The organism is Bradyrhizobium iriomotense (assembly GCF_030160715.1).
In the GTDB taxonomy this organism is placed as follows: domain Bacteria; phylum Pseudomonadota; class Alphaproteobacteria; order Rhizobiales; family Xanthobacteraceae; genus Bradyrhizobium; species Bradyrhizobium iriomotense.
In genome coordinates this window covers 271,597-292,293 of sequence record NZ_BSOW01000006.1, presented here as the reverse complement: position 1 = coordinate 292,293, position 20,697 = coordinate 271,597, and the positions used below count along the sequence as shown (strand labels likewise).

The 20,697-nt window shown below is 62.3% G+C and carries 20 protein-coding genes; 8 read left to right on the top strand and 12 right to left on the bottom strand.

What is annotated here, in order from left to right:
• The first annotated feature begins 82 nt into the window (after positions 1-82).
• From QQL28_RS11465 to QQL28_RS11450, 4 genes are all read left to right on the top strand, one after another.
• Positions 83-1,282 (top strand): C45 family autoproteolytic acyltransferase/hydrolase, encoded by a 1,200-nt coding sequence (locus QQL28_RS11465; RefSeq protein WP_284264892.1) that lies wholly within the window; start codon positions 83-85, stop codon positions 1,280-1,282.
• Between the two features lie 118 nt (positions 1,283-1,400).
• Entirely contained in the window at positions 1,401-1,697 is a 297-nt protein-coding gene (locus tag QQL28_RS11460) for a type II toxin-antitoxin system RelE/ParE family toxin (protein WP_284264890.1), read from the top strand.
• Positions 1,698-1,700: 3 nt separating this feature from the next.
• Positions 1,701-1,997, top strand: a complete 297-nt coding sequence (locus tag QQL28_RS11455) for an addiction module antidote protein (RefSeq protein WP_284264888.1) — start codon at positions 1,701-1,703, stop codon at positions 1,995-1,997.
• Between the two features lie 204 nt (positions 1,998-2,201).
• A complete protein-coding gene (locus tag QQL28_RS11450) occupies positions 2,202-2,477 on the top strand; it encodes a hypothetical protein (RefSeq protein WP_284264886.1) in 276 nt (91 codons plus the stop codon).
• Between the two features lie 127 nt (positions 2,478-2,604).
• Here QQL28_RS11450 and QQL28_RS11445 read toward each other — a convergent pair whose 3' ends face one another.
• A complete protein-coding gene (locus tag QQL28_RS11445) occupies positions 2,605-3,846 on the bottom strand; it encodes an ABC transporter substrate-binding protein (RefSeq protein WP_284264884.1) in 1,242 nt (413 codons plus the stop codon).
• Positions 3,847-4,346: 500 nt separating this feature from the next.
• Between QQL28_RS11445 and QQL28_RS11440 the strand changes: the two genes are divergently transcribed.
• Complete coding sequence (locus QQL28_RS11440; RefSeq protein WP_284264880.1) at positions 4,347-6,356, top strand: caspase family protein; 2,010 nt, start codon at positions 4,347-4,349, stop codon at positions 6,354-6,356.
• A 421-nt stretch (positions 6,357-6,777) separates the two neighbouring features.
• On the opposite strand, the gene QQL28_RS11435 is transcribed toward QQL28_RS11440, so the two are convergent.
• From QQL28_RS11435 to thiD, 4 genes are all read right to left on the bottom strand, one after another.
• Entirely contained in the window at positions 6,778-7,761 is a 984-nt protein-coding gene (locus QQL28_RS11435; protein WP_284264878.1) for a threonine/serine dehydratase family protein, read from the bottom strand.
• Between the two features lie 64 nt (positions 7,762-7,825).
• Positions 7,826-8,869: a glycosyltransferase family 4 protein gene (locus QQL28_RS11430; protein ID WP_284264876.1), complete on the bottom strand. Its 1,044-nt coding sequence runs from the start codon at positions 8,867-8,869 to the stop codon at positions 7,826-7,828.
• Positions 8,869-9,681: a UDP-2,3-diacylglucosamine diphosphatase gene (locus QQL28_RS11425; protein WP_284264874.1), complete on the bottom strand. Its 813-nt coding sequence runs from the start codon at positions 9,679-9,681 to the stop codon at positions 8,869-8,871. Before QQL28_RS11425 ends, QQL28_RS11430 begins: the two co-directional genes overlap by 1 nt.
• Positions 9,682-9,873: 192 nt before the next feature.
• A complete protein-coding gene (gene thiD / locus QQL28_RS11420) occupies positions 9,874-10,674 on the bottom strand; it encodes a bifunctional hydroxymethylpyrimidine kinase/phosphomethylpyrimidine kinase (RefSeq protein WP_284264872.1) in 801 nt (266 codons plus the stop codon).
• A gap of 155 nt (positions 10,675-10,829) precedes the next feature.
• Here thiD and QQL28_RS11415 point away from each other — a divergent pair, with 155 nt between their 5' ends.
• Positions 10,830-11,075, top strand: a complete 246-nt coding sequence (locus QQL28_RS11415; RefSeq protein WP_027528612.1) for an Lrp/AsnC ligand binding domain-containing protein — start codon at positions 10,830-10,832, stop codon at positions 11,073-11,075.
• Here the strand turns inward: QQL28_RS11415 and QQL28_RS11410 are convergent.
• On the bottom strand, positions 11,072-11,998 hold the full coding sequence (locus QQL28_RS11410; protein ID WP_284264869.1) for a c-type cytochrome: 927 nt from the start codon (positions 11,996-11,998) through the stop codon (positions 11,072-11,074). The genes QQL28_RS11415 and QQL28_RS11410 overlap by 4 nt on opposite strands.
• 154 nt (positions 11,999-12,152) lie before the next feature.
• Here QQL28_RS11410 and QQL28_RS11405 point away from each other — a divergent pair, with 154 nt between their 5' ends.
• Positions 12,153-12,572, top strand: coding sequence for a CHRD domain-containing protein (locus QQL28_RS11405; protein WP_284264867.1), 420 nt, complete (start codon positions 12,153-12,155; stop codon positions 12,570-12,572).
• A gap of 67 nt (positions 12,573-12,639) precedes the next feature.
• On the opposite strand, the gene QQL28_RS11400 is transcribed toward QQL28_RS11405, so the two are convergent.
• Entirely contained in the window at positions 12,640-13,107 is a 468-nt protein-coding gene (locus tag QQL28_RS11400) for a hypothetical protein (protein ID WP_284264866.1), read from the bottom strand.
• A 119-nt stretch (positions 13,108-13,226) separates the two neighbouring features.
• The gene (locus QQL28_RS11395; protein WP_284264864.1) at positions 13,227-13,700 is read right to left on the bottom strand and encodes a VOC family protein; all 474 of its coding nucleotides are present in this window, start codon (positions 13,698-13,700) and stop codon (positions 13,227-13,229) included.
• A 212-nt stretch (positions 13,701-13,912) separates the two neighbouring features.
• On the opposite strand from QQL28_RS11395, the gene QQL28_RS11390 reads away from it, so the two are divergent.
• The gene (locus tag QQL28_RS11390) at positions 13,913-14,248 is read left to right on the top strand and encodes a VF_A0006 family four-cysteine protein (RefSeq protein ID WP_284264862.1); all 336 of its coding nucleotides are present in this window, start codon (positions 13,913-13,915) and stop codon (positions 14,246-14,248) included.
• Positions 14,249-14,378: 130 nt separating this feature from the next.
• Here the strand turns inward: QQL28_RS11390 and QQL28_RS11385 are convergent, their stop codons facing one another.
• The 4 genes from QQL28_RS11385 to QQL28_RS11370 form a co-directional block, all read right to left on the bottom strand.
• On the bottom strand, positions 14,379-16,286 hold the full coding sequence (locus QQL28_RS11385) for a caspase family protein (protein WP_284264860.1): 1,908 nt from the start codon (positions 16,284-16,286) through the stop codon (positions 14,379-14,381).
• Positions 16,287-16,384: 98 nt separating this feature from the next.
• Positions 16,385-18,235, bottom strand: coding sequence for a caspase family protein (locus QQL28_RS11380; protein WP_348522488.1), 1,851 nt, complete (start codon positions 18,233-18,235; stop codon positions 16,385-16,387).
• 212 nt (positions 18,236-18,447) lie between these two features.
• Positions 18,448-19,731, bottom strand: a complete 1,284-nt coding sequence (locus QQL28_RS11375; RefSeq protein ID WP_284264856.1) for a cystathionine gamma-synthase family protein — start codon at positions 19,729-19,731, stop codon at positions 18,448-18,450.
• A gap of 327 nt (positions 19,732-20,058) precedes the next feature.
• On the bottom strand, positions 20,059-20,508 hold the full coding sequence (locus tag QQL28_RS11370; RefSeq protein WP_284264853.1) for a c-type cytochrome: 450 nt from the start codon (positions 20,506-20,508) through the stop codon (positions 20,059-20,061).
• Positions 20,509-20,697 lie beyond the last annotated feature (189 nt).

The following is a 20,697-nucleotide window of genomic DNA, read 5'->3' as shown; positions in this document are numbered from 1 at the left end:
CCCGCCGAAGACACGTATTCCGGTGATCACGCGGTCATCGCATTCCTGTTGAACACCCCTCTTTTCGTCACTGAGTGCGCGGATGAAGACTCCGGCGAAGCCATTTCGCGTCAGCATCGCTCAGTGCAGGGGCACGCCATATGAGGTCGGTCGTGCGCAGGCGCGATTGTTTGCTACGACGCCGAAAGGGCGGGCTTTTCTCCGCAGCAAGACGACAAGATTTCCGTGGTGGTTCAATCTTCGCGCCGAGCAGAGAATGTTCGCCAAATATGCACCGGCGCTCTGGGAAGAGCTTTGCGGACTTGCAGACGAGCTCGGCATTACGATGGAACGGGCCGCGCTGCGGTTCGGCAACGATGGGATGCGCCCGCCGATCGGTGGCTGCTCGGCAGCGATCAGCGCCGATGTCTACGGTCGCAACTACGATTATCGGCCGCGATACTACGGAGCGCAGTTCGTCCTGCTGCAAGCCAGCGGGTGCAATGCCAGCATCGGCTCGAGCCACCAGCTGACAGGGCGGCTTGATGGCATGAACGAGTACGGCCTGATGATCGGGCTGCACCAGGTCAAGAAGAGCCCTCGCTTTCCCGGATTATCAGCCGACCTGATCGTGAGGATGATCCTGGATCAATGTTCGACGACGAAGGAAGCGGTTGCCAGACTCCGTGAATTGCCTCACGCCATGCAGTACAACTACTCGCTTCTCGATGCCGGCGGCTGTGCGGCAGTCGTCGAAGCCGGCGCGGGGGCCGTCGCGGCGCGAACAGACGCATGGCTTGCGTGCACCAATCATTTTCAGTCGCCGCTTCTTCGCCCACTCAATCATCGCGTTCGTGCGGCCCATTCGGAACATCGGTTGTCGCCCCTGGAGGCATGGGCGTCGAGGGGCTTGAGCGCCGAGCAGATGTTCACGGCCTTGAACCGATCCACGTCGCCGGCATTTTTCCATGGCTACTTCCGAGGAGGCGGCACGCTTCACACCATCGTCGGCGAGCCCACCAAGAGGCGAGTACTGATCGGGATCGGCGGAGACGCCGCCGCTCTCGAAGAGGACATGTTGGATGTCAGTTTCGACCGATGGTTGGCCGGTGAGGATCTGCCGGTCACTCATCTTCAAGGCCAGCTCGGCGGCATGTCGAAGCCCGTGGCATGGCCGCCGCGACCTAAGAGAAAGAAGCAAATAGTGTTGGCGACTACACCCGCGCCGAAATCGCGGCGAAGGGCATCATTGGTAAGCGACTCAATCGCCCGCCCAGGCAAAAAAGACCCCACGCCGAATTGAAAAGCCGGCAAGGAAATTTCTGAATTGGCGAAGGCATGCGAGATAATTCGGTATCTTCCCGGAACCAGAACTTCAATTTCGTGTTGGCAAAACGGCATATGTATCTTATAACATACACATGCCGTCGGTTAGAGAAACGGAAGAATTCTCCAATTGGCTTAGGAAGTTACGCGATGCCGTCGCCAAGTCCAAGATACTTGTTCGTATCCAAAGACTTGCAGGTGGCAATCCCGGAGACGTCAGGCCAGTTGGCGAAGGAGTAAGTGAGCTGCGTATCCATCACGGAGCCGGCTATCGAGTTTATTTCATCCAACGGGGTGAAGAGTTGATCTTTCTTCTTTGCGGCGGCGACAAAGACTCACAAGACGCGGATATCGCCAAAGCTAGGAAGATCGCGAGTGAGTTGGAGGACTGAGCAATGGCCAAAACAAGACCATTTGATGCAGCCGAATACCTCGACAGTTCAGAGGCAATCGCCGCTTACTTGAGCGAAGCGTTCGAAACCAATGATCCAAGCTTCATCACTGAAGCTATTGGCGCCGCCGCGCGCGCTCGCGGCATGTCCGCTCTAGCCAAGGATACCGGCCTCTCCCGCGAAAACCTTTACAAGGCTCTTAGCTCAGAGGGGCATCCCGAATTCGGCACTATCATGAAAGTGCTCGGGTCTCTTGGCGTTGAGCTACGTGCAGAACCGAAAGTGGCAAAGGTGGCCTAAATCTAAAGGCCCGGATATACGATGACATTGCACTTAACTCCTGTCGACCTGCATCATCTGGCCCGGCAGTGCAGAGCGCGCGACGTGGCAATTGGGTTCGCCGTCACCCTGATGCCGAACAGGCCCAGCGATGCCGGTTGACGACACCCTCACCTTTGGCGCCCCGTCGGACCAAAGGAGCTTGAGCTGATCCGGCAAGCGGGCATGCGCGCCTTCCCGCCGCGCCTTCCTGACCAGCCGATCTTCTACCCGGTGCTGACCGAGGACTACGCCATCAAGATCGCGCGTGACTGGAACGTGCCTGCGAGCGGTGCAGGTTTCGTGACCCGTTTCCGAATCAAGCGGAGTTACATCGACAAGTACGACGTGCAGGAGGCCGGCGGCCGATCCCATCTCGAATACTGGATCCCCGCCGAGGACCTTGACGCCTTCAACGCCGCCATCGTCGGCCCGATCAAGATTACTCGAAGCTTTCCCTAAAGGCCGTAGGGACCGTGCGGCCGTCCGTCGGCTTGCGGGGCGCTAATCCGGTGGGATCGAGCCACACGAGTGTGTCGCGCATGGCGGACGAACTACAGCAAGAGCGCACACGGCTTGCTGTCACCGATCAATTTGATGAGGCGGCCACCTGCTCCGCGTGGCCGTCTATGATTGGGCCGAACGCCTCCCAGTTATGCCCGGTGAAACGAACCATCCGAAGCTGCTCGATCGGATAGAAGTCTCTCGGCGAGGTCTTGACGCGGATTCCCGGGCGGAGAGTGTCGATCTCAAAGTCGAGGTTGCCCGCTACTTTCATGACATTTTCGCGCGTCAAGTTATTACCGCACCGCTTGAGAACCTCCACCAGCCCCGTCGACATGTTGTACGCGGTCATCGCCATGCCGTCGGATTTGTCGGCCTCCGGATAGTATTTCTCCATGAATGTCCGGAACCGCTGCATGCCAGGATAGCTATCCCATTGCGGATCGGTGACATCCATCTGGTAGGCGGCGCTCATTATGCCTTTTGAATTGTCGAGTCCTGCTGGCTTCAGAACTGCACCGACCGAAGTCGAAACATTGCCTAGGATTTGTATCGGATGCCAATTCAGCTCGGCAAGTTTCTTTATTGCTTGCGCCGCATACTTTGGCGTTGTGATATTGATGAAGATATCTGGGTTCGCTGCCTTGATCGCCACTACCTGTGAATCAATCGTGGGCATTCCAACTTCATAGGGCACGCTAGCGATAACCATCTTCTCGTAGTTGTCTCGAAGCACGTCCTTTAAGCCCAGAAGGTAGTCTTTTCCCAAATCATCATTCTGATACAGCAAACCGATTTTTGCGCTGGGATGATGTTCGAGGATGTACGTCGCATACACACGCGCTTCTGCTCTGTAGGTAGGCTGCCAACCCATCGTCCAAGGGAAGTGCTCCGGATCGCCCCAGCGTGAAGCTCCCGTTGCGACGAAAAGCTGTGGCACTCGCATTGTGTTCATGTACTTCTGGATGGCCGCGTTGCTTGCAGTCCCTAGAGGCCCAAACACCAGAAAGACGTCTTCGCTCTCGACCAGCTTTCGAGCCTGCTCCACCGTCTTGGGTGGACTGTAGGCGTCGTCATACGAAATGAAATTGATCTTCCGGCCGTTTATGCCGCCGCTGTCATTGATCATCCGAAAATAGGCACTCATCGTCCTTCCGATCAGGCCGTATGCGGAGGCTGGTCCACTGTACGGCATGATGTTGCCGATCTTTATTTCGGAGTCACTTACGCCTGGATCATACTTATTTTGAGCGAGCGCGCTTCCAATGCTAGCGACTGCTAGAATGAACGCGGCAGAGAACGTCGCCAATCGTCGCGCTAAGGACATCTGGCTTCCCCTCTGAAACGGATCAGTGATTGCAAATCTCTTGACGAAACTACTTTGAGTTTCTTGGCCGGCTAATCAACACCCTATGCTGTGGCTTGTCCATTGTGGAGTGAGAGGCGTGTTTGATACCTTGCACGTCAATGGTGCTGACCTTCGACAAATACTTTTCCATCTCTTTGAACCGCTAGGGCCCGTATGGCGGGTGGAGCGCAGCGATACCCATCAAGCCACGCCGTGCCAAACTGCCAATTCCGAAGATCGGACCAGCAACGTTCCGGCTCGATCATGCGTTCGGTGAACGTCCGCCGCCGACGGCAAGAGGATGGATATCGCTACGCTCCATCCATCCTACGGAGATTCCGATAGCCGTCTCGGCTCCCTGCGTGACCTAGCTCACGCACGGCGCCATTGTGATCGGCATCACGTACCCCTTCCCTGAACGCGGTCTAGCGTGGGCGCAACCAATCTCGCATCGAGATTAGCCCCGAGGGAGCACGCTCATGTTCCGCTTCAAATCATTCCTGATGTATGCGGGACTGCTCGGAAGCCTGTTCGGCTTCGCGTGCAGCCCTGTTTCCGCGCAGACCGCTGTCGTCGCGCAGGGCAATGCCGCGCCAGCCGCGCTGCAAGGGCCGGAGCAGCGGGTCGCGCTGGTGATCGGCAATTCCAACTACCGGAACGCCCCGCAGCTTGCGAACCCCGATAATGACGCGCAGTCGATGGCGCAATTTCTCAACTCCGCCGGGTTCGAGGTGATTTCCGCGACCGACCTGACCCAGAACGACATGCTCCGGGTCGTGCAGGACTTTTCCGCGAAGGTCGCCTCGCGCGGTCCCAACACGGTGGCGATGGTCTACTATGCCGGCCACGGCGTGCAGCTCGCCGGCGAGAACTATCTCGTGCCGGTCGATGCGAAGGTCTCCAACCCCACCGAGCTCGTCAACAATTCGGTTCGCCTCGTCGACGTGATGTCGACGCTGGAGACGATCCCGAGCCGGATGCGCATCGTCATCCTCGATGCCTGCCGCAACAACCCGTTCCCATCCCTGATCGATGCCAATCGCGGCCTTGCCATCGTCGACGCGCCGAACGGCTCGATCGTCGGCTACTCGACCGCGCCGGGGGCGGAAGCGCTCGACGGCAGGGGTGATCATAGCCCCTACACCCAGGCTTTCCTGAACGTCGCGCGCGAGCCGAACGTGCCGATCGAGCAGCTGTTCAAGCGCGTGCGCCTGGAGGTGAACCACACCACCGATGGCCAGCAGACGCCGTGGGAAAGCTCGTCGCTGACGAGCGACTTCTATTTCTTCGGTGACACCGCTGTCGCCGCCAACCGTCCGCCGGTGAATGCGCCTGTCGTGCAGGTGGCGTCCAATCTGCCGAGCCGCTCGGCGCGGCAGGCCTATGACTACGTGCTCTCCGAGAGCAATCCCGCGTACTATCGGGAGTTCATCCAGATGTACCCGCGCGACCCGCTGTCCGACCACATCCGCTCGCTGCTCGCCAACCTGCTGATGGCGGAGGCCTGGCACAAGGCCGTTCTCGCCAACTCGCCGCTCGCCTACAAGACCTTCTACGACAGCTACACCAACAGCCCCTATGCAACGCCGGCATTGAAGCTCCAGATCGAGCCGAAGCAGATCCCGCTGATGCAGGCGACGCATTTCCTCGCGCCGCAGACCATCGCGCCGACGCTCAAGCCCGGCAATCTCGGCCCGACCAAGTACATCCCGCTCGTCCAGCAGGGCAATGGCGGCGCGCCGAACAACGGCAACCTGCCGGTCGTACAGAACAAGCCGATCCCGATCGACGGCAACGTCATCGGCAAGTTCGGCAATGGCGGCCAGAACGGCACGCTGCCGTCGGGCAACCAGCCGAACACCCCGCCGTCGCAGCTCCCGGGCAAGATCGTCACCCTGCCGGCGCCGACCAACGCTACGCCTAACAACGGCACGACCAACAACGGCACCGTCGGCAAGATCGTGACGTTGCCGGCGACCAACAACCCCACCAATACCGGCAACAGCGGCCAGATCGGCACGCCGCCGTCCGGCAACCAGCCCAACACCACGCCGTCGCAGATTCCGGGCAAGATCGTCACGCTGCCTGCGCCGACCAACGCCACGCCCAACAACGGCACCGTCGGCAAGATCGTGACGCTGCCGGCGACCAACACCCCCGGCAACACCGGCGGCAACACGGGCAAGATCGTGACCCTGCCGGTGACGAACGTCGGCAAGGGCGGTTCGAACGTCGACATCAAAAACATCGACGTGAAGACCAACAACGTCCAGACCCAGAACCAGCCGACCCGGGCCATCAACGGCAATACCGGCATCGTCAAGCCGGACAACATCCAGGTGCAGACCAACCGTCCGCAGTTCAACACACTGCCCAGCCGGAGCGTCGGCGGTGCGATGAACAACAACTTCAAGCCGCACTATGCCCAGACGATGAACCAGGCACCGATGAACGCCGGCATGAATCGCCGCATCGGCTTCATGCACTGATCGATCATCGCTGACTGCAACAACGCCGAAGGGTGGAGCAGCGATGCTCCGCCCTTCCCTGTTGCAGATCTAAAGCGCGATGAGATTGGATTGATTGTAGCCACAAAGGCGGTCCGCTCCCTCTCCCGCTTGCGGGAGAGGGCTGGGAAGAGGGTGTTTCCGCAATCGCGACTCCCAACGTGGAGAAAGCCCCCACCCGCCGCGCTCAGGCGCGCAAGTGCGCTGCCGAGCGCGTCGACCTCCCCCGCAAGCGGGAGAGGTTGAGCGAGCCCGCGGCCCGGTCGATCCAAGCTACAGCTATTCCGCCCTAGAGCACGATCCGGAAAAGTGTGCAGCGGTTTTCCGAAAAGATCGTGCTCAAACAAGGAGCTAAAGCGCGATGACGATTCAACCAAAATTCATCGCGCTTTAGGTCAGCGCCTCAGGCCACGAGCTCGGCGAACAGGTCGGCATCGACATTGCCGCCCGAGAGCACGATGACGACGTTCTTGCCGGCGGCATCGAGGCGACCGGCGAGCAGCGCGGCGAGGCCGACGGCACCGCCGGGCTCGACCACCAGCTTCAGCTCGCGATAGGCAAACGCGACGGCCGCGCCGACCTCCGCATCCGATGCGGTGACGCCGCGCGACAGCAGCCTGCCGTTGATGGCGAAGGTCATCTCGCCCGGGATCAGCGCCATCAGCGCATCGCAGATCGTCCGGCCGGCGGGCGCGTGCGCCTCGCGGTGGCCGCTCGCGAGCGAGAGCTTGTGATCGTCGAACGCCTCGGGCTCGGCCACAACGAGCTGGGCCTGTGGATAACGTGCCTTCACCGCAGTCGCGACGCCCGCAATCAGGCCGCCGCCTGAGGCTGGCGCCACCACGATGTCGGGCGCGACGCCGAGCGCGGCCATGTCCTCGGCGATCTCGCGGCCCGCCGTGCCCTGCCCTGCGATGACGAAGGGATCGTCATAGGGCCTGACCAGGGTCGCACCGCGCTTCTCGGCAATGCCGCGCGCGATCGCCTCGCGATCATCCTTATCGCGATCGTAGAGCACGACCTCGGCGCCGTAGGATTTGGTGCGTTCGCGCTTGGACAGCGGCGCATCCGACGGCATCACGATGGTCGCCTGCATGTCGAGGATCTTTGCCGCGGCCGCCACGCCCTGGGCGTGATTGCCCGAGGAGAACGCGACAACGCCGCCGCTGCGCTTGTCCTGCGGAATCGAGGACACCTTGTTGAAGGCGCCGCGGAACTTGAAGGAGCCGGTCCGCTGCAACATCTCCGGCTTGAGGAACACTTTCGCGCCGACGCGCTCGTTGAGCACGGGGAAGGACAAAAGTGGGGTACGGATGGCGAAGGGCGCGATCACGCGCGCTGCGGCATCGATGTCGGCAGGTCCGACCGGGAGGGGCTGTTCCGTCATCAGCAATTTGTATCGCGGCCGAGGATAAGCCGGCAAGACACCCCCGCGTGAGAGTGCTGGAACTTCAGGCGACGAATCGCGGCCGCTCCGGCCCATTGACGTGCGGCAGGACCGCACCGACAGCTAAAATGCTGTCGACGAAGGCGCGCGCCGACGCCTCCCAGGTGTGGTTGGCGGCGAATTCGACGCAGGCCTGCCGCGAAATGTCGAGCGCGGCGAGGCAGGCGCTGCGCAGATCCTCATCCAGCACCCCGACCGGCGCATCGCCGATCACGTCCCGCGGCCCCTTCACCGGGAAGGCAGCGACGGGCAGCCCGCTCGCCAGCGCTTCGAGGAGCACGAGGCCAAAGGTGTCGGTCCGGCTCGGGAACACGAACACGTCGGCCGCCGCATAGATCTCGGCCAGCGCCTCGCCGTGCCTTTCGCCCAGGAAGATCGCCTGGGGATAGGCCTGCTCCAGGCTGGCGCGCGCCGGGCCGTCGCCGACGATCACCTTGGTGCCGGGCAGATCGAGGTCGAGGAACGCTTCCAGATTCTTCTCCACCGCGACCCGGCCCACGCACAAAAACACCGGCGCGGGGAAGCAGAGATCGATGGCGCGGGGATAGAACAGCTTGTTGTCGACGCCGCGCGGCCACAGCACGACATTGTCAAAACCGCGCTCGCTGAGCTCACGCGACAGCGCCGGGGTCGCGGCCATCACGGCGCGGCTGGGCGCATGAAAACGCCGCAGCGCCCGCCAGATCAGCGATCCCGGAACCGGCACCCTGGCGCGGACATATTCGGGGAAGCGGGTGTGGAAGCTCGTCGTGAACGGCAGCTTGCGCTGCCGGCAGTAGCGACGGACCATGAGGCCGATCGGCCCTTCGGTCGCGATATGGATGCTGTCGGGGCGCGCCTCCTCGATCAGCTTTGCGATCCTCGCCGGCCGCGGCATCGCGAGCCGCACGTCGCGATAGCTCGGCATCGCGAAAGTGCGGAACGATTGCGGGGTGAGGAAGCTGAACTCGACGTCCAGCGCCTTGGCAGCGTCAGCGAGCTTGGTCAGCGTCCGAACCACACCATTGACTTGCGGGTGCCAGGCGTCGGTCGCGACCAGGATGCGCATTACGCGGCTCTTGCGGCCACCGGCACGACCGGCGCGGCCTTCTGCAGTTGATCGGCCCAGGTTATGATCTCGAAATGGCCGTCGTCATGCTCGACGAGCGCGGTGCAGCTCTCCACCCAGTCGCCGCAATTCATGTAGCGGATGCCGTTCTCGTCGCGGATGACGGCATAGTGGATGTGGCCGCAGATCACGCCGTCGGCATCATGGCGCCGGGCTTCGGCCGCCAGCGCCTGCTCGAACGCGCCGATATAGTTGACGGCGTTCTTGACCTTCAGCTTGGCCCATTGCGACAGCGACCAATAGGGAACGCCGAAAGCGCGACGGAAGAAGTTGACGAGGCGGTTGACCTGGATCGCGAAATCGTAGGCCTTGTCGCCGAGATGAGCGAGCCAGCGCGCGTTCTGCACCACGAGGTCGAAGATGTCGCCGTGGATCACGAGATAACGCTTGCCGTCGGCGCCGGTGTGGACGGTGTTCTCGACGACGTCGATGCCGCCGAAATGCGTGCCGTAGTAGTTACGCAGGAACTCGTCGTGATTGCCGGGAATGTAGATGACCTTGGCGCCCTTGCGTGCCTTGCGCAACAGCTTCTGGACGAGGTCGTTGTGCGATTGCGGCCAGTACCAGCCCGATTTCAGCGCCCAACCATCGACGATGTCGCCGACGAGATAGATCGTGTCGGCATCATGGTAGCGCAGGAAGTCCAGGAGGAGATCGGCTTGCGAACCGCGGGCCCCGAGATGAACGTCGGAGATGAACAAGGTCCGGAAGCGCCGTTCGGGACTCTCGTCACTCATATCGTAACTTCCCATCGATCAGCCTGTAACAATGTCCCGTGACAGGGGGATGACGACTTTGAACGTGCGAGGCGTATGCAGATACGAATCATATTTCCCCTCGCCCACTGAGCGGATAGCAGCGGCGTGCGACAATCTGGCGACATTACGAAGCGATGCGGCCCGCAAGAGTCCGATGGACGGCCGCGCAATGGTTAATTTCGGCGCTCAGTAGATCCGGTGGAAATGATGGATCGGCCCGTGGCCGTGTCCGACGCTGAAGCGGTCCGCAGCCGCAATCGCCGCGCTGATCCAGGTCTTGGCATTGCGCACGGCGGTTGTGAGACCTTCGCCCTTGGCGAGTCCCGCCGCGACCGCCGATGACAGCGAGCAGCCGGTGCCGTGGGTGTTTTGTGTTGCGACCCGCGGCGCGGCGAGCGCAATCGCGCCGTCCGCGCTGACGAGATAGTCGATACTCTCGGCGCCCTGCCCGTGCCCGCCCTTGATCAGCACTGCGCGACAGCCGAGCGCGAGCAGGCGGCGCCCCTGGCTCTCGATCCCGGCCTCGCTCACCGCCACCGGCTCGTCGAGCAGCGCGGCAGCCTCGGGCAGGTTCGGCGTGATCACCGATGCGAGCGGGATGAGTTTTTTGCGCAGCGCCTCGACGGCTTCTGCTGCCAGCAGCCGGTCGCCGGAGGTCGCGACCATCACGGGATCGAGCACGACATGTCGCAGCGACCATCGCGCCAGGCTGGCGCCGATCGCATCGATGCTGGCCGCCTGCGCCACCATGCCGATCTTGACCGCGCCGACGTCGAGATCGGAGAACACCGCATCGATCTGCGCGGTGACGAAGTCGGCGGGCACCGCATGAATGCCGGTCACGCCTTTGGTGTTTTGCGCGGTCAGCGCCGTGATCGCCGAGGCGCCATAGACGCCGAGCGCGGCGAAGGTCTTCAGGTCGGCCTGGATGCCGGCGCCGCCGCTCGAATCGGAGCCGGCGATGGTCAGCGCTACGGGCGTCGTCATGGCGCGGCTTCTTGCTGGATCGGGGCCATGATCTGTCCTAACCCGCATACCAGGGGGCAGCAAGCTTGCTTGCGCCCGAGGCCAGCAAGTTCGCTTGCTAAAGCCGGCCGATTTTGGCCTATTAGCCGCCAAATCAAGCCTTCGGAGCAACCGCGATGGTTCCTTTCTTCGTCCAGATCAAATGCAAGCTCGGCCAGTCCTACACGGTCGCCAACGCGCTCGCCGAAGCCGAGATCGCCTCCGAGATCTATTCCACGGCGGGCCACTACGACCTGCTGGTGAAGTTCTATGTCGACAAGGACACCGACATCGGCCACTTCATCAACGAGAAGGTGCAGATCCTGCCGGGCATCCAGGACACCCTCACCATCATCACCTTCAAGGCGTTTGGAGGCCGCTAACCGCCCTCCTTCCGCTTCGGCGGCGGCTTCGGCCCCTCGACCGGCGGCAGCGATTTCAGATATTCGGCCATGGCGGCGCGGTCTTCTCCCGTGAGCTGTGCGAGATTCTTGATCACGGGGCGCATCGCGCCGGAGGCGCTGTCGCCCTCGGGCATGTCGCCGGTCTCGAGGAAGTCGGCGATGTCCTTCTCGCTCCAGTCGCCGATGCCCTTTTGCGTGATGTTCGGCACCCAGCCCTCGCCTTCCGGACTTGGGCCGCCGGCAAAGCGCTGTGACGTGATGAGCCCGCCGAGCAGATTGCGCGGGCTGTGGCACTCGGCACAGTGGCCCAAACTGTTCACGAGATAGGCGCCGCGATTCCATTGCGGCGAGCGCGCGGCATCTGCCACCAACGGCGTGCCGTCCATGAACAGCCGTTTCCAGACGCCGACATTGCGACGGATGTTGAACGGAAACGGCAAATCGTGATCGCGTACCTTGCCCGGCACGGCAGGCAGCGTCTTCAGATAGGCGAAGAGATCGCGGACATCGTCCACCCTCGCATGCGTGTAGGACGTGTAGGGAAAGGCCGGAAAGTAATGCGCGCCCTCGGGCGAGACGCCCCTCATCACCGCATTGACGAAATCGGTCTCGCTCCAGCGTCCGATGCCGTCGGCCGGATCCTGCGAGATGTTCGGCGCGTAGAAGGTGCCGAACGGTGAGCCGATCGGAAGCCCCCCGCCGAGCCGCAGGCGGTCGGGCTGGTTAGGCACGGCATGGCAGGATGCGCAACCGCCCGCGTTGAACAGCTCCTGCCCGTTGGCAAGATCGGGCGCGCGCGAGGCCGCCGGCAGCGCCATGGCGACCGGCGCCGTGAGCCACCAATAGAGCGCAAGGCCGAGACCGGCGACGAGCAGCGCAGCAATGATTGTTCGTCGCAACATTCACAGAATCCATCGATGTCCGACGAACTTAAAGGCGTGGCCGCGGCCGCTCCAGCCACGAATAATTTAGATGGTTTGAACGGCGGGCGGGAATAAATTCCAAGCCGCACTGTTTGGACGTTTGCCACCTTTCGAGGTCAACAGGGAGAGAACCATGAACAAGCCCCTTTTTGCCACGCTCGCGCTGACGGCCGCCTTTGCATTTGCCGGACCCGCCTGCGCGGAGAAATTGAAGGCAACGCTGGACGCCAAGTCCGAGGTGCCCGCGAACACCAGTGCCGGCACCGGCACGGCCGATCTGGACTATGACGCCGCCAGCAAGAAGCTCTCCTGGACCGTCACCTATTCCGGGCTCTCGGGCCCCGCGACCGCCGCTCACTTCCACGGCCCGGCCGAGGCCGGCAAGAATGCGGGCGTCGCGGTCGCGATCCCGAATGCGGCGACGAGCCCCGTCAAGGGCGAAGCGACGCTCACCGACGCGCAGGCCGCTGATCTGCTCGGCGGCAAGTACTACGTCAACATCCACACCGCGGCGAACCCGGGCGGCGAGATCCGCGGCCAGGTGACGAAGTAAGCTTCGGCGACCTTCGTCGGAAAAGGCCGGGCGCAGGAGGGAGCGCCCGGCTTTTTCAAGGCGATCATCACGAGCCCTGCATGTATCGAACAGGGTTCTCCGGATCCGACGTGAAGATGTCGGCAACTTCCGCGAACAGCAGCGACATCGCATTCGGCTTCAGCTCATCGAACCTCTCGAAACTGAAGTTGTTTCCGCCCATGCGCAATTCGCCGAGTTTTCCCGCATATCTTGGTACGATCGGCGCTCCTTGCCTGGTCACCGCCACGTACACGCTGATGTAGTTCTTCTGAAGGGCAACGCCGATCACCGGCCATTCGGTGGTCTTCCCGGATTTGATCGCATAGCGAAATTTTCCATAGCCGATCATCTTCATGCGCATGCCCGCCTCTCCCGCGGGGGTCCCTCTATGGAAGAAGCGCTTGAGGGCGGGTGCGGCTTGGACGATCAGCTTGTGAAGGCCGGCCAGATCATGCTTTCGCTCCGGATCGAAATCGAGATAGGCCTGCAATGTGTCTGCCGTCACGCGGAACATGTGAGTCTCGACTGCCGATCTGACCTACTCCACTGCGTAGTTTGCCACGGGGCCGCATCGCCTGCTTGATCGAAATTGATAACCAGCGCCCTGCTCGGCCTGCGAGCTGCAAGCGCAGATCAGCCGCGTCGGGCCGCCTTGATCGCGGCGACGTCGATCTTCGTCATGCCCATCATCGCTTGGAACGCACGCTTTGCTTCGTCGCCGCCGGCCGCGAGCGCCTCCATCAGCACGCGCGGCGTGATCTGCCAGGACACGCCCCATTTGTCCTTGCACCAGCCGCACGCGCTTTCCTGCCCGCCATTGCCGACGATGGCATTCCAATAACGATCCGTCTCCTCCTGATCGTCAGTCGCGATCTGGAACGAGAAGGCTTCGCTGTGTCTAAACATCGGACCGCCGTTGAGGCCGAGACAGGGGATGCCGGCCACGGTGAATTCGACCGTCAGCACATCGCCCGCCTTGCCCGACGGAAAGTCACTGGGCGCACGGCGGACGGCGCTTACGGCGCTATCGGGGAACGTCTCGGCATAGAAGCGGGCGGCAGCTTCGGCGTCCTTGTCATACCAGAGGCAAATCGTGTTCTTTGCCATTCGCGAGTCCTTTCAGTTCCACTCCAATCAGGTTCATCCCCGCCTCGCCCTGATATGGTCGCTGCCAATGGCAATTTCTTGACTCGTCCCCCGTCAGCTATCAGATTTCGGAACAGGCTCGCGTGCGGTGCCCGTCGCGCCGCGGTTCATGGGCTTTGTCGAACAGGTGCCGTTGACCTATGAGGCTTTTTAGATTGCCAGCTGGAGAACGCGTGCGCGACCAAGGACGGGCTCGTCCGCTGTTCGCGCTTGTATCAGCAGTCGCCGCTGCCGCAGCGCTGGCTTCATCCTCTGGACTCGCCGTCGCACAGTCCGACATGGAAAAGCAGGCTCAATGCGAGCTGTCCTTCATCCGCGATACGCGCTCTCCCATGGCCATCCAATACATTCGCTCCGCCTGCAACTGGCTCGCTCTCAACGGAGACTCTCTGTTGAACGAAAGGAACAAGGGCTACTATGTCTGCCTCGTGCAGCAGCTCTCGGGCGTCCAGGCCAATGAAGCCGCTGCAGCAGTCATCTCGGCATGCCGGACGTCAAACCCGCTTTAGCGAGCCAAAAGCGCAGCAAGTTGTGCCAACCGGAATAAAATCCGTGTTCCGTTTCTTCCGCATCATTCGCCAGGCTCAATAACGAAGATGCATGTACCGAAAGGTTTCCTTCCTCACCCGGCGCTCGTCTTCAGTTGCAGACTTCGACAGTACCGCCGGAGCCGCCTCCGCTCCGCGAATACCCCGCCTGCCCGCCCACGCTTTCAAGGCGACAGCCGTGCCGGACGGGACGGCAGCCGGAATTATTGCAATAGATCTGGCCCGTCGCCTGCGGCTTCGCCGGCGCGGACTCGACCTTCTTCCTCTCGTCGTCTCGCGGCTTGGAGTCATCGCGGGTCGCGATGGGCTTCTTGTCCTGAACCTTCTCGCACTCGTTGTCGTCATTCACCCGGTAGCCGGCGCGGCAGGTGATCTTCACGCAATTATCGCCGTCCGCCTTGAAGCCGCGCTCGCAGACCAGCGGACAGACTCGCCCCTGCTTCGCCTTCAGCGCGTCCAGCGCATCGATGCTCGCGAGCTTCGCGTCGAACTTCGTCCCGGCATATTTGTTGAACTGCATCAGCGAGCGCTGCGAGGCTGCATTCCAGTCGCCATCGCCGGATGATGTCAGACAGCCGACGCGCCGCAACTCCGACTGCACCGACTTCGCCAGCTCGGCCGCGGACAGGGTTGACGCCGGCGGAGCGGCAAGCGCCGCCACCTTCTGGGTCTCGGCGGCAGACTGCGTCTCAGAGGCCGGCTGCTGGACAGCCCTCTCGGCAGCAGCCTTTTCGCCGGCCTGCTTTGCGGACGCCTCCGCCGCCAGCTTGTCGGCCGCTTGCTTGGCCAGAAGGTCCGCCCTGGCCTTTTCGGCAGCCTGCTTATCCGCCAGTGCCTTTGCCGTTGCGGCCTCGGCTTCCTTCCGGCGCTGTTCGGCCGCCGCAGCTTTCGCCTCCTCGATCTGCTTGGCCTTTTCAGCAGCAAGCCGGGCGTCCTCGGCGGCCTTGGCGGCGGCCGCCGCCCTCTCCTGCTCGGCCTTGTTCGCACGCTCGGCTGCGAGCCTCGCCTTTTCGTCTTCAGCCTGGCGTGCCTTCGCAGCCGCGGCTGCGCGCGCCTCTTCGGCTGCGACGTTCTTCAGTTGCGCGCGGGCGAGGCCGGCATAGAAGCCGTCCGGGTAAGCCTGTAGGAATGCTTCCCATGCGTCTCGATTTCCCGCCTGGAGCGCGAGCTCATAGTCCCGGCGCACGCTGTCCTGGGGATTGGCCTGCGGGCCCGGCGCTACTGCCGGCTTGGCCGGAACCAGCGACACGTCATCGCCACCCAAAGAGCCATAGACGTACGGCTCCTGCTTGTAGCCGGTGTTCTTCAAGACATCGTCGCGCACGAAGCCGAACGCCTTGCGCAGGTCGAGCCCCGGCGTGGGAAGACGATCGACGAGCGCCGTTGCGAACGGACTGTTCTTCGCGTCACCGTCCGACGCGGTCGATCCCGCCTTGGCCGCGAATGCAATCATAGTGTTCGGGCTGGTCGGCTCGACCTTGGCCAGCCCGCGCCCGATCGCGCGCGAGGCCACCGTGCGCTTCATCGTTTTGGCGAATGGATTGTCGCGGCAGGCGTCGAGAATGACAAGGCGCAGTTGCTTGGCCGGCTCGATGGCAAACAGCACGCGATCGAGCGGAAAAGCCTCGTCGAAGACGTCGGTGTCGGTCTCCAGGGCGGCATCGGTCGGGATCAGGTAATTGTTGCCGTCCAGCTCGATGCCATGGCCCGCGTAGTAGATGACGGCGACATCGGCATCGCGCGCCTTGCTGCCGAACTCGCGCAGCGCCTTGCGCATGTCGACGACGCTAAGATCCAGTTTGACATCTACGGTCTCGAAACCCGCCTTCCTGAACATGCCGCCGACCAGTGCGGCGTCGTTCACGGGATTGGAGAGTTTCGGCACGGTCTTGTAAGCGGAGTTGCCGATGACCAAGGCAACGCGCTTCTCGGCGTGGGCCGAGCTGCTGCCCAGCCAGACCGCAAATATCAATAAGGCAATTAGCCGAAGCGCACCCATTTCAGCCTCAAATCACAACGCGATGAGAGCATACGGAGTGTTCCGCCAGTCGCGAAGATGCATGTACCGCTCGAAGTTTCCTCGCCCGACGCTCGTCTTCAGTTACAGACTTCGCGGTGCCCTACCTGCCCAATCGCGACTTCAACTCGACAGCCCTTCTGAACTGGACGGCAGCCCCTACTGTCGCAATAGATCTGGCCCGTCGCCTGCGGCTTCGCCGGCGCGGACTCGACCTTCTTCCTCTCGTCGTCTCGCGGCTTGGAGTCATCGCGGGTCGCGATGGGCTTCTTGTCCTGAACCTTCTCGCACTCGTTGTCGTCATTCACCCGGTAGCCGGCGCGGCAGGTGATCTTCGCGCAATTGTCGCCATCCGCCTTGAAGCCGCGCTCGCAGATCAGCGGGCAGACGCGTCCCTGCTTTGCTTTCAGCGCGTCCAGTGCATCAATGCTCGCGAGCTTCACATCAAACTTGGTGCCGGCATATTTGTTGAATTGCGTCAGCGAGCGCTGCGAGGTCGCGTTCCACTCGCCATCGGTGGATGACGTCAAACAGCCGACGCGCCGCAGTTCCGACTGCACGGACTTTGCCAGTTCGGCCGGGGACAGGCTTGAGGTCGGCGGAGCAGCAAGCGCCGCGACCTTCTGGGTCTCAGCAGCAGACTGCGTCTCAGAGGCCGGCTGCTGGACAGCCCTCTCGGCAGCGGCCTGCTTTGCGGCCGATTCCGCCGCCAGCTTGGCCTGAAGGTCCGCCTTGGCCTTTTCGGCGGCCTGCTTCTCCGCGAGCGCCTTCGCAGCCGAGGCTTCGGCTTCCTTCCGGCGCTGCTCAGCGGCCGCTGCCTTGGCTTCCTCGATCTGCTTGGCCTTTTCAGCAGCAAGCCGGGCGTCCTCGGCCGCCTTGGCCGCGGCAGCGGCCTTCTCCTGCTCGGCCTTCTGGGCGCGTTCGGTCGCTAGCCGAGCCTTCTCTTCTTCGGCCTGCCGTGCCTTGTCCGCGGCGGCAGCACGCGCTTCCTCGGCGGCAATCCTGCTCAACTGCCCCTTGGCGAGGCTTGCGTAGAACCCGTCCGGATATTGCGCGAGGAATGCCGTCCAGACCTCTCGGGTGGCGATCTGGAGCGCCAGCTCATAGTCCCGCCGCACGCTGTCCTGGGGATTGGCCTGCGGACCCGGCGCAGCTACCGGCTTGACCGGCACCAGCGACACATCATCGCCGCCCAAAGAACCATAGACGTACGGCTCCTGCTTGTAGCTGGTCGTCTTCAGCACATCGTCGCGCACGAAGCCGAAGGCTTTGCGCAGATCGAGCCCCGGCTTTGGCAGATGATCGGACAGAGCCACTGCAAACGGGCTGTTCCTGGAATCGCCGTCGGAAGCCGTCGATCCGGCCTTGGCGGCGAAAGCAATCATGGTGTTCGGGCTGGTCGGCTCTACCTTGGCGAGCCCGCGCCCGATCGCGCGCGAGGCAACCGTGCGCTTCATGGTCTTGGCGAAAGGATTGTCGCGGCAGGCGTCCAGGATGACGAGACGAAGCTGTTTTGCCGACTCGATGCTGACCAGCACCCGATCGAGCGGGAACGCCTCGTCGTAGACGTCGGTGTCGGTCTCCAGCAGGGCATCGGTAGGGATCAGGTAGTTGTTGCCGTCCACCTCCATGCCGTGGCCGGCATAGTAGACGACCGCAACGTCCGCATCGCGGCTCTTGCTGCCGAACTCGCGCAGCGTCCTGCGCATCTCGGCCCCGCCGAGGTCCTGCTTGACATCGACGACGTCGAAGCCGACCTTCTTCAGCATGCCGCCGACCAGCCCGGCATCGTTGACCGGGTTGGCAAGCCGCGGCACGTTCTTGTAGGCCGAATTGCCGATCACCAGCGCAACGCGCTTCTCGGCATGGGCCGAGCCGCATCCCAGCAAGACGGCAAATATCGATAAAACAAAAAGACCAAAACGACTCACTGCAGTCCCCCCAGGATTGCAATCTGGCAGACTAGATACAGCGTGCCGAAAAGCAATATTCGCTCTGTGATCTTAGTCACAAAACGACGCTTATCCGGCGTCCGCCCGGCACTCTCGGTGCAGATGATCAAGTCAGGGTTAATCACGCGCTGACTGTGCAGACCCGTTCGAGCCCATCAGCGTCCCACCGCTGCGCTCACGTCCAAGCTTCCTTAAGCCACACTTAACGCCTGCGCGAGGTCCGCGATCAGATCCGAGGGGTTTTCGATGCCGATGGAGAGCCGGATCGTGGACTCCAGAACGCCGATCTTTTGACGGATGTCGGCGGGAACGCCGGAATGGGTCATGGTCGCAGGCAGGCTCGCAAGCGACTCCGTTCCACCCAGGCTCACCGCCAGCTTGAGGATCTGCAGCGCGTTGAGGAATTTCACGGCCGCTTCCTTGCCGCCGACGATGTCGAAAGAGAATGTCGATCCCGCACCGAGGCACTGCCTTGCGAACACGCGTCCGGCCGGCGACGTCTCTTCGTGGTGACCTAGGTAGTGAACCTTCGCCACCTTGGGGTGGTCGCGCAGGAAGTCGGCCACGAGCCGCGCATTGCCGTCGGCCTTCTCCATGCGGATGCTCAGCGTCTCCAGAGACCGGCTTATCATCCAGCACGAATGCGGGTCCAGTTGCGTGCCAATGGCACCCCGCAGCGCCTTGATGCCCTTCATGATTGCCTTTGAGCCGAGCGCGGCCCCGGCAATCAGGTCGGAATGACCGCCGACATATTTGGTCAGCGAGTACAGGGAAATATCAGCACCATGCTCGATCGGCCGCTGAAACACGGGCCCGAGCAGCGTGTTGTCGCAGGCGATGATCGGCGTGTGTCCCTGGGCCTTGCCGATCGCATCGGCAACGCGGCGGATCATCGCGATATCGACGAGGCCATTGGTCGGATTGGCCGGGGTTTCGATGATGATCATCGCCACGCGGCCCTTGCGCATGGCCTCCTCGGAGGCCTGCTTGACCGCGGCCTCGTCGATGCCATCGGCAAAGCCGACGGCGCTGATCGAGAGGCGCGCAAGCGTGTTCGTCAGCAGCGTTTCCGTCCCGCCATAAAGCGGCTGGGAGTGCAGAATGACGTCGCCCGGCCGGATGAAGGCGAGGATCGTCGTCGAGATCGCGGCCATGCCGGATGAAAACAGCGCGCAGCTCTCGGTGCGCTCATACACCGAAAGGCGGTCCTCGACGATCTCGCTGTTGGGATGATTGAACCGCGAATAGACGAGGCCCGCGCCCATCCCTTCCGGGGGCTCGCGCCGGCCGGAGACGAAATCGAAGAAGTCCTGACCGTCCTCGGCCGTCCTGAACACGAAGGTCGAGGTCAAAAACACCGGCGGCTTGATGGCGCCTTCCGACAGTTGCGGATCATAGCCATAGGTCAGCATCAAGGTTTCGGGATGCAGCATATGGTTGCCGATATGGGTCTTGGACGGGAACGGTTTTGCCATGGCCTGTCTCGCTGTTTTGGATTCGGATCCTCGCCGTACGCTGGAATCCTGCAATCGAAAGCAGTCAGGAGTTGGATGCGCCGGCATCCAACGATTCACGTCAACGTCGCGGCGGCTCAAATTGAGGATAACCCATACACGGCGCCATGGCAGCGATCGGTCAGGCTCGGCTGACAGATTTTCTCTGTTGCGTCTTGGCGAGGTCCACCACGGATTGGCACGGAGTCGTAGCCCGCATGAGCGAAGCGACATGCGGGGACACCTGCCCCGGATATCGCTTCGTTCATCCGGGCTACCAGCTCTGTCGTCGCGAAAGGAGCCGCCCCGCTACTTCAGCTTGACGCGATAGGTTTCGTGGCAGTCGGTGCAGCGGTCGTTGATGCTGGTGTAGGCGGCCTTCAGGGTCGCGACGTTATGAATCTTGCCCTTGACGTCCGCGATCGCCTTCTGCACCGGCGGGATCTTGGAGTCGAAATCGGCCTTGTTCTGCCAGACCTTTTGCGAGGCGCCGTAGGTCGCGTTCACCACGTCCTGCTTGGGATTGACCTCGAAGGTCTTGGCGATCTTGGCGACGTCGGCTTCGAGGCTGGTCAGCGCCTCGTCGACGGCCTTCTGGTTATAGGGGATCTCGCCCTTGGTCATCTTCAGGATGACGCCGTACATGCTCTTGGCCTGCGAGCGCATCAGATTGTCCTGCTGAACCGCGACCTCCTGCTGCGCCACCACGGCGCCGGCACCCAGCAACAAGGTGCCCACGACAATAATCGTCCGTTTCATCTGGTATTTCTCCGGGCTCGCAGACATTTCGAGAGAGGGCCATGCTCCGCATCGTGGGAGGCATGGCCCATCCCTGAATAGAACCCCGCCGCGGGCTTTTATTCCCGCGTGCGGAGATCACGCTAAAGCGCGATGAGATTGGATAAATCGTCATCGCGCTTTAGGTTGTTGTTTGCGCATGATCTTTCC

Coding starts and splice junctions, on each gene's coding strand:
- QQL28_RS11375 (WP_284264856.1), bottom strand. CDS start 19,731: ATGGCAAAACCGTTCCCGTCCAAGACCCATATCGGCAACCATATGCTG.
- QQL28_RS11385 (WP_284264860.1), bottom strand. CDS start 16,286: ATGGGTGCGCTTCGGCTAATTGCCTTATTGATATTTGCGGTCTGGCTG.
- QQL28_RS11415 (WP_027528612.1), top strand. CDS start 10,830: ATGGTTCCTTTCTTCGTCCAGATCAAATGCAAGCTCGGCCAGTCCTAC.
- QQL28_RS11450 (WP_284264886.1), top strand. CDS start 2,202: ATGCGCGCCTTCCCGCCGCGCCTTCCTGACCAGCCGATCTTCTACCCG.
- thiD (WP_284264872.1), bottom strand. CDS start 10,674: ATGACGACGCCCGTAGCGCTGACCATCGCCGGCTCCGATTCGAGCGGC.
- QQL28_RS11370 (WP_284264853.1), bottom strand. CDS start 20,508: ATGAAACGGACGATTATTGTCGTGGGCACCTTGTTGCTGGGTGCCGGC.
- QQL28_RS11430 (WP_284264876.1), bottom strand. CDS start 8,869: ATGCGCATCCTGGTCGCGACCGACGCCTGGCACCCGCAAGTCAATGGT.
- QQL28_RS11445 (WP_284264884.1), bottom strand. CDS start 3,846: ATGTCCTTAGCGCGACGATTGGCGACGTTCTCTGCCGCGTTCATTCTA.
- QQL28_RS11410 (WP_284264869.1), bottom strand. CDS start 11,998: ATGTTGCGACGAACAATCATTGCTGCGCTGCTCGTCGCCGGTCTCGGC.
- QQL28_RS11460 (WP_284264890.1), top strand. CDS start 1,401: ATGCCGTCGGTTAGAGAAACGGAAGAATTCTCCAATTGGCTTAGGAAG.
- QQL28_RS11465 (WP_284264892.1), top strand. CDS start 83: ATGAAGACTCCGGCGAAGCCATTTCGCGTCAGCATCGCTCAGTGCAGG.
- QQL28_RS11425 (WP_284264874.1), bottom strand. CDS start 9,681: ATGGGAAGTTACGATATGAGTGACGAGAGTCCCGAACGGCGCTTCCGG.
- QQL28_RS11405 (WP_284264867.1), top strand. CDS start 12,153: ATGAACAAGCCCCTTTTTGCCACGCTCGCGCTGACGGCCGCCTTTGCA.
- QQL28_RS11395 (WP_284264864.1), bottom strand. CDS start 13,700: ATGGCAAAGAACACGATTTGCCTCTGGTATGACAAGGACGCCGAAGCT.
- QQL28_RS11400 (WP_284264866.1), bottom strand. CDS start 13,107: ATGTTCCGCGTGACGGCAGACACATTGCAGGCCTATCTCGATTTCGAT.
- QQL28_RS11455 (WP_284264888.1), top strand. CDS start 1,701: ATGGCCAAAACAAGACCATTTGATGCAGCCGAATACCTCGACAGTTCA.
- QQL28_RS11440 (WP_284264880.1), top strand. CDS start 4,347: ATGTTCCGCTTCAAATCATTCCTGATGTATGCGGGACTGCTCGGAAGC.
- QQL28_RS11435 (WP_284264878.1), bottom strand. CDS start 7,761: ATGACGGAACAGCCCCTCCCGGTCGGACCTGCCGACATCGATGCCGCA.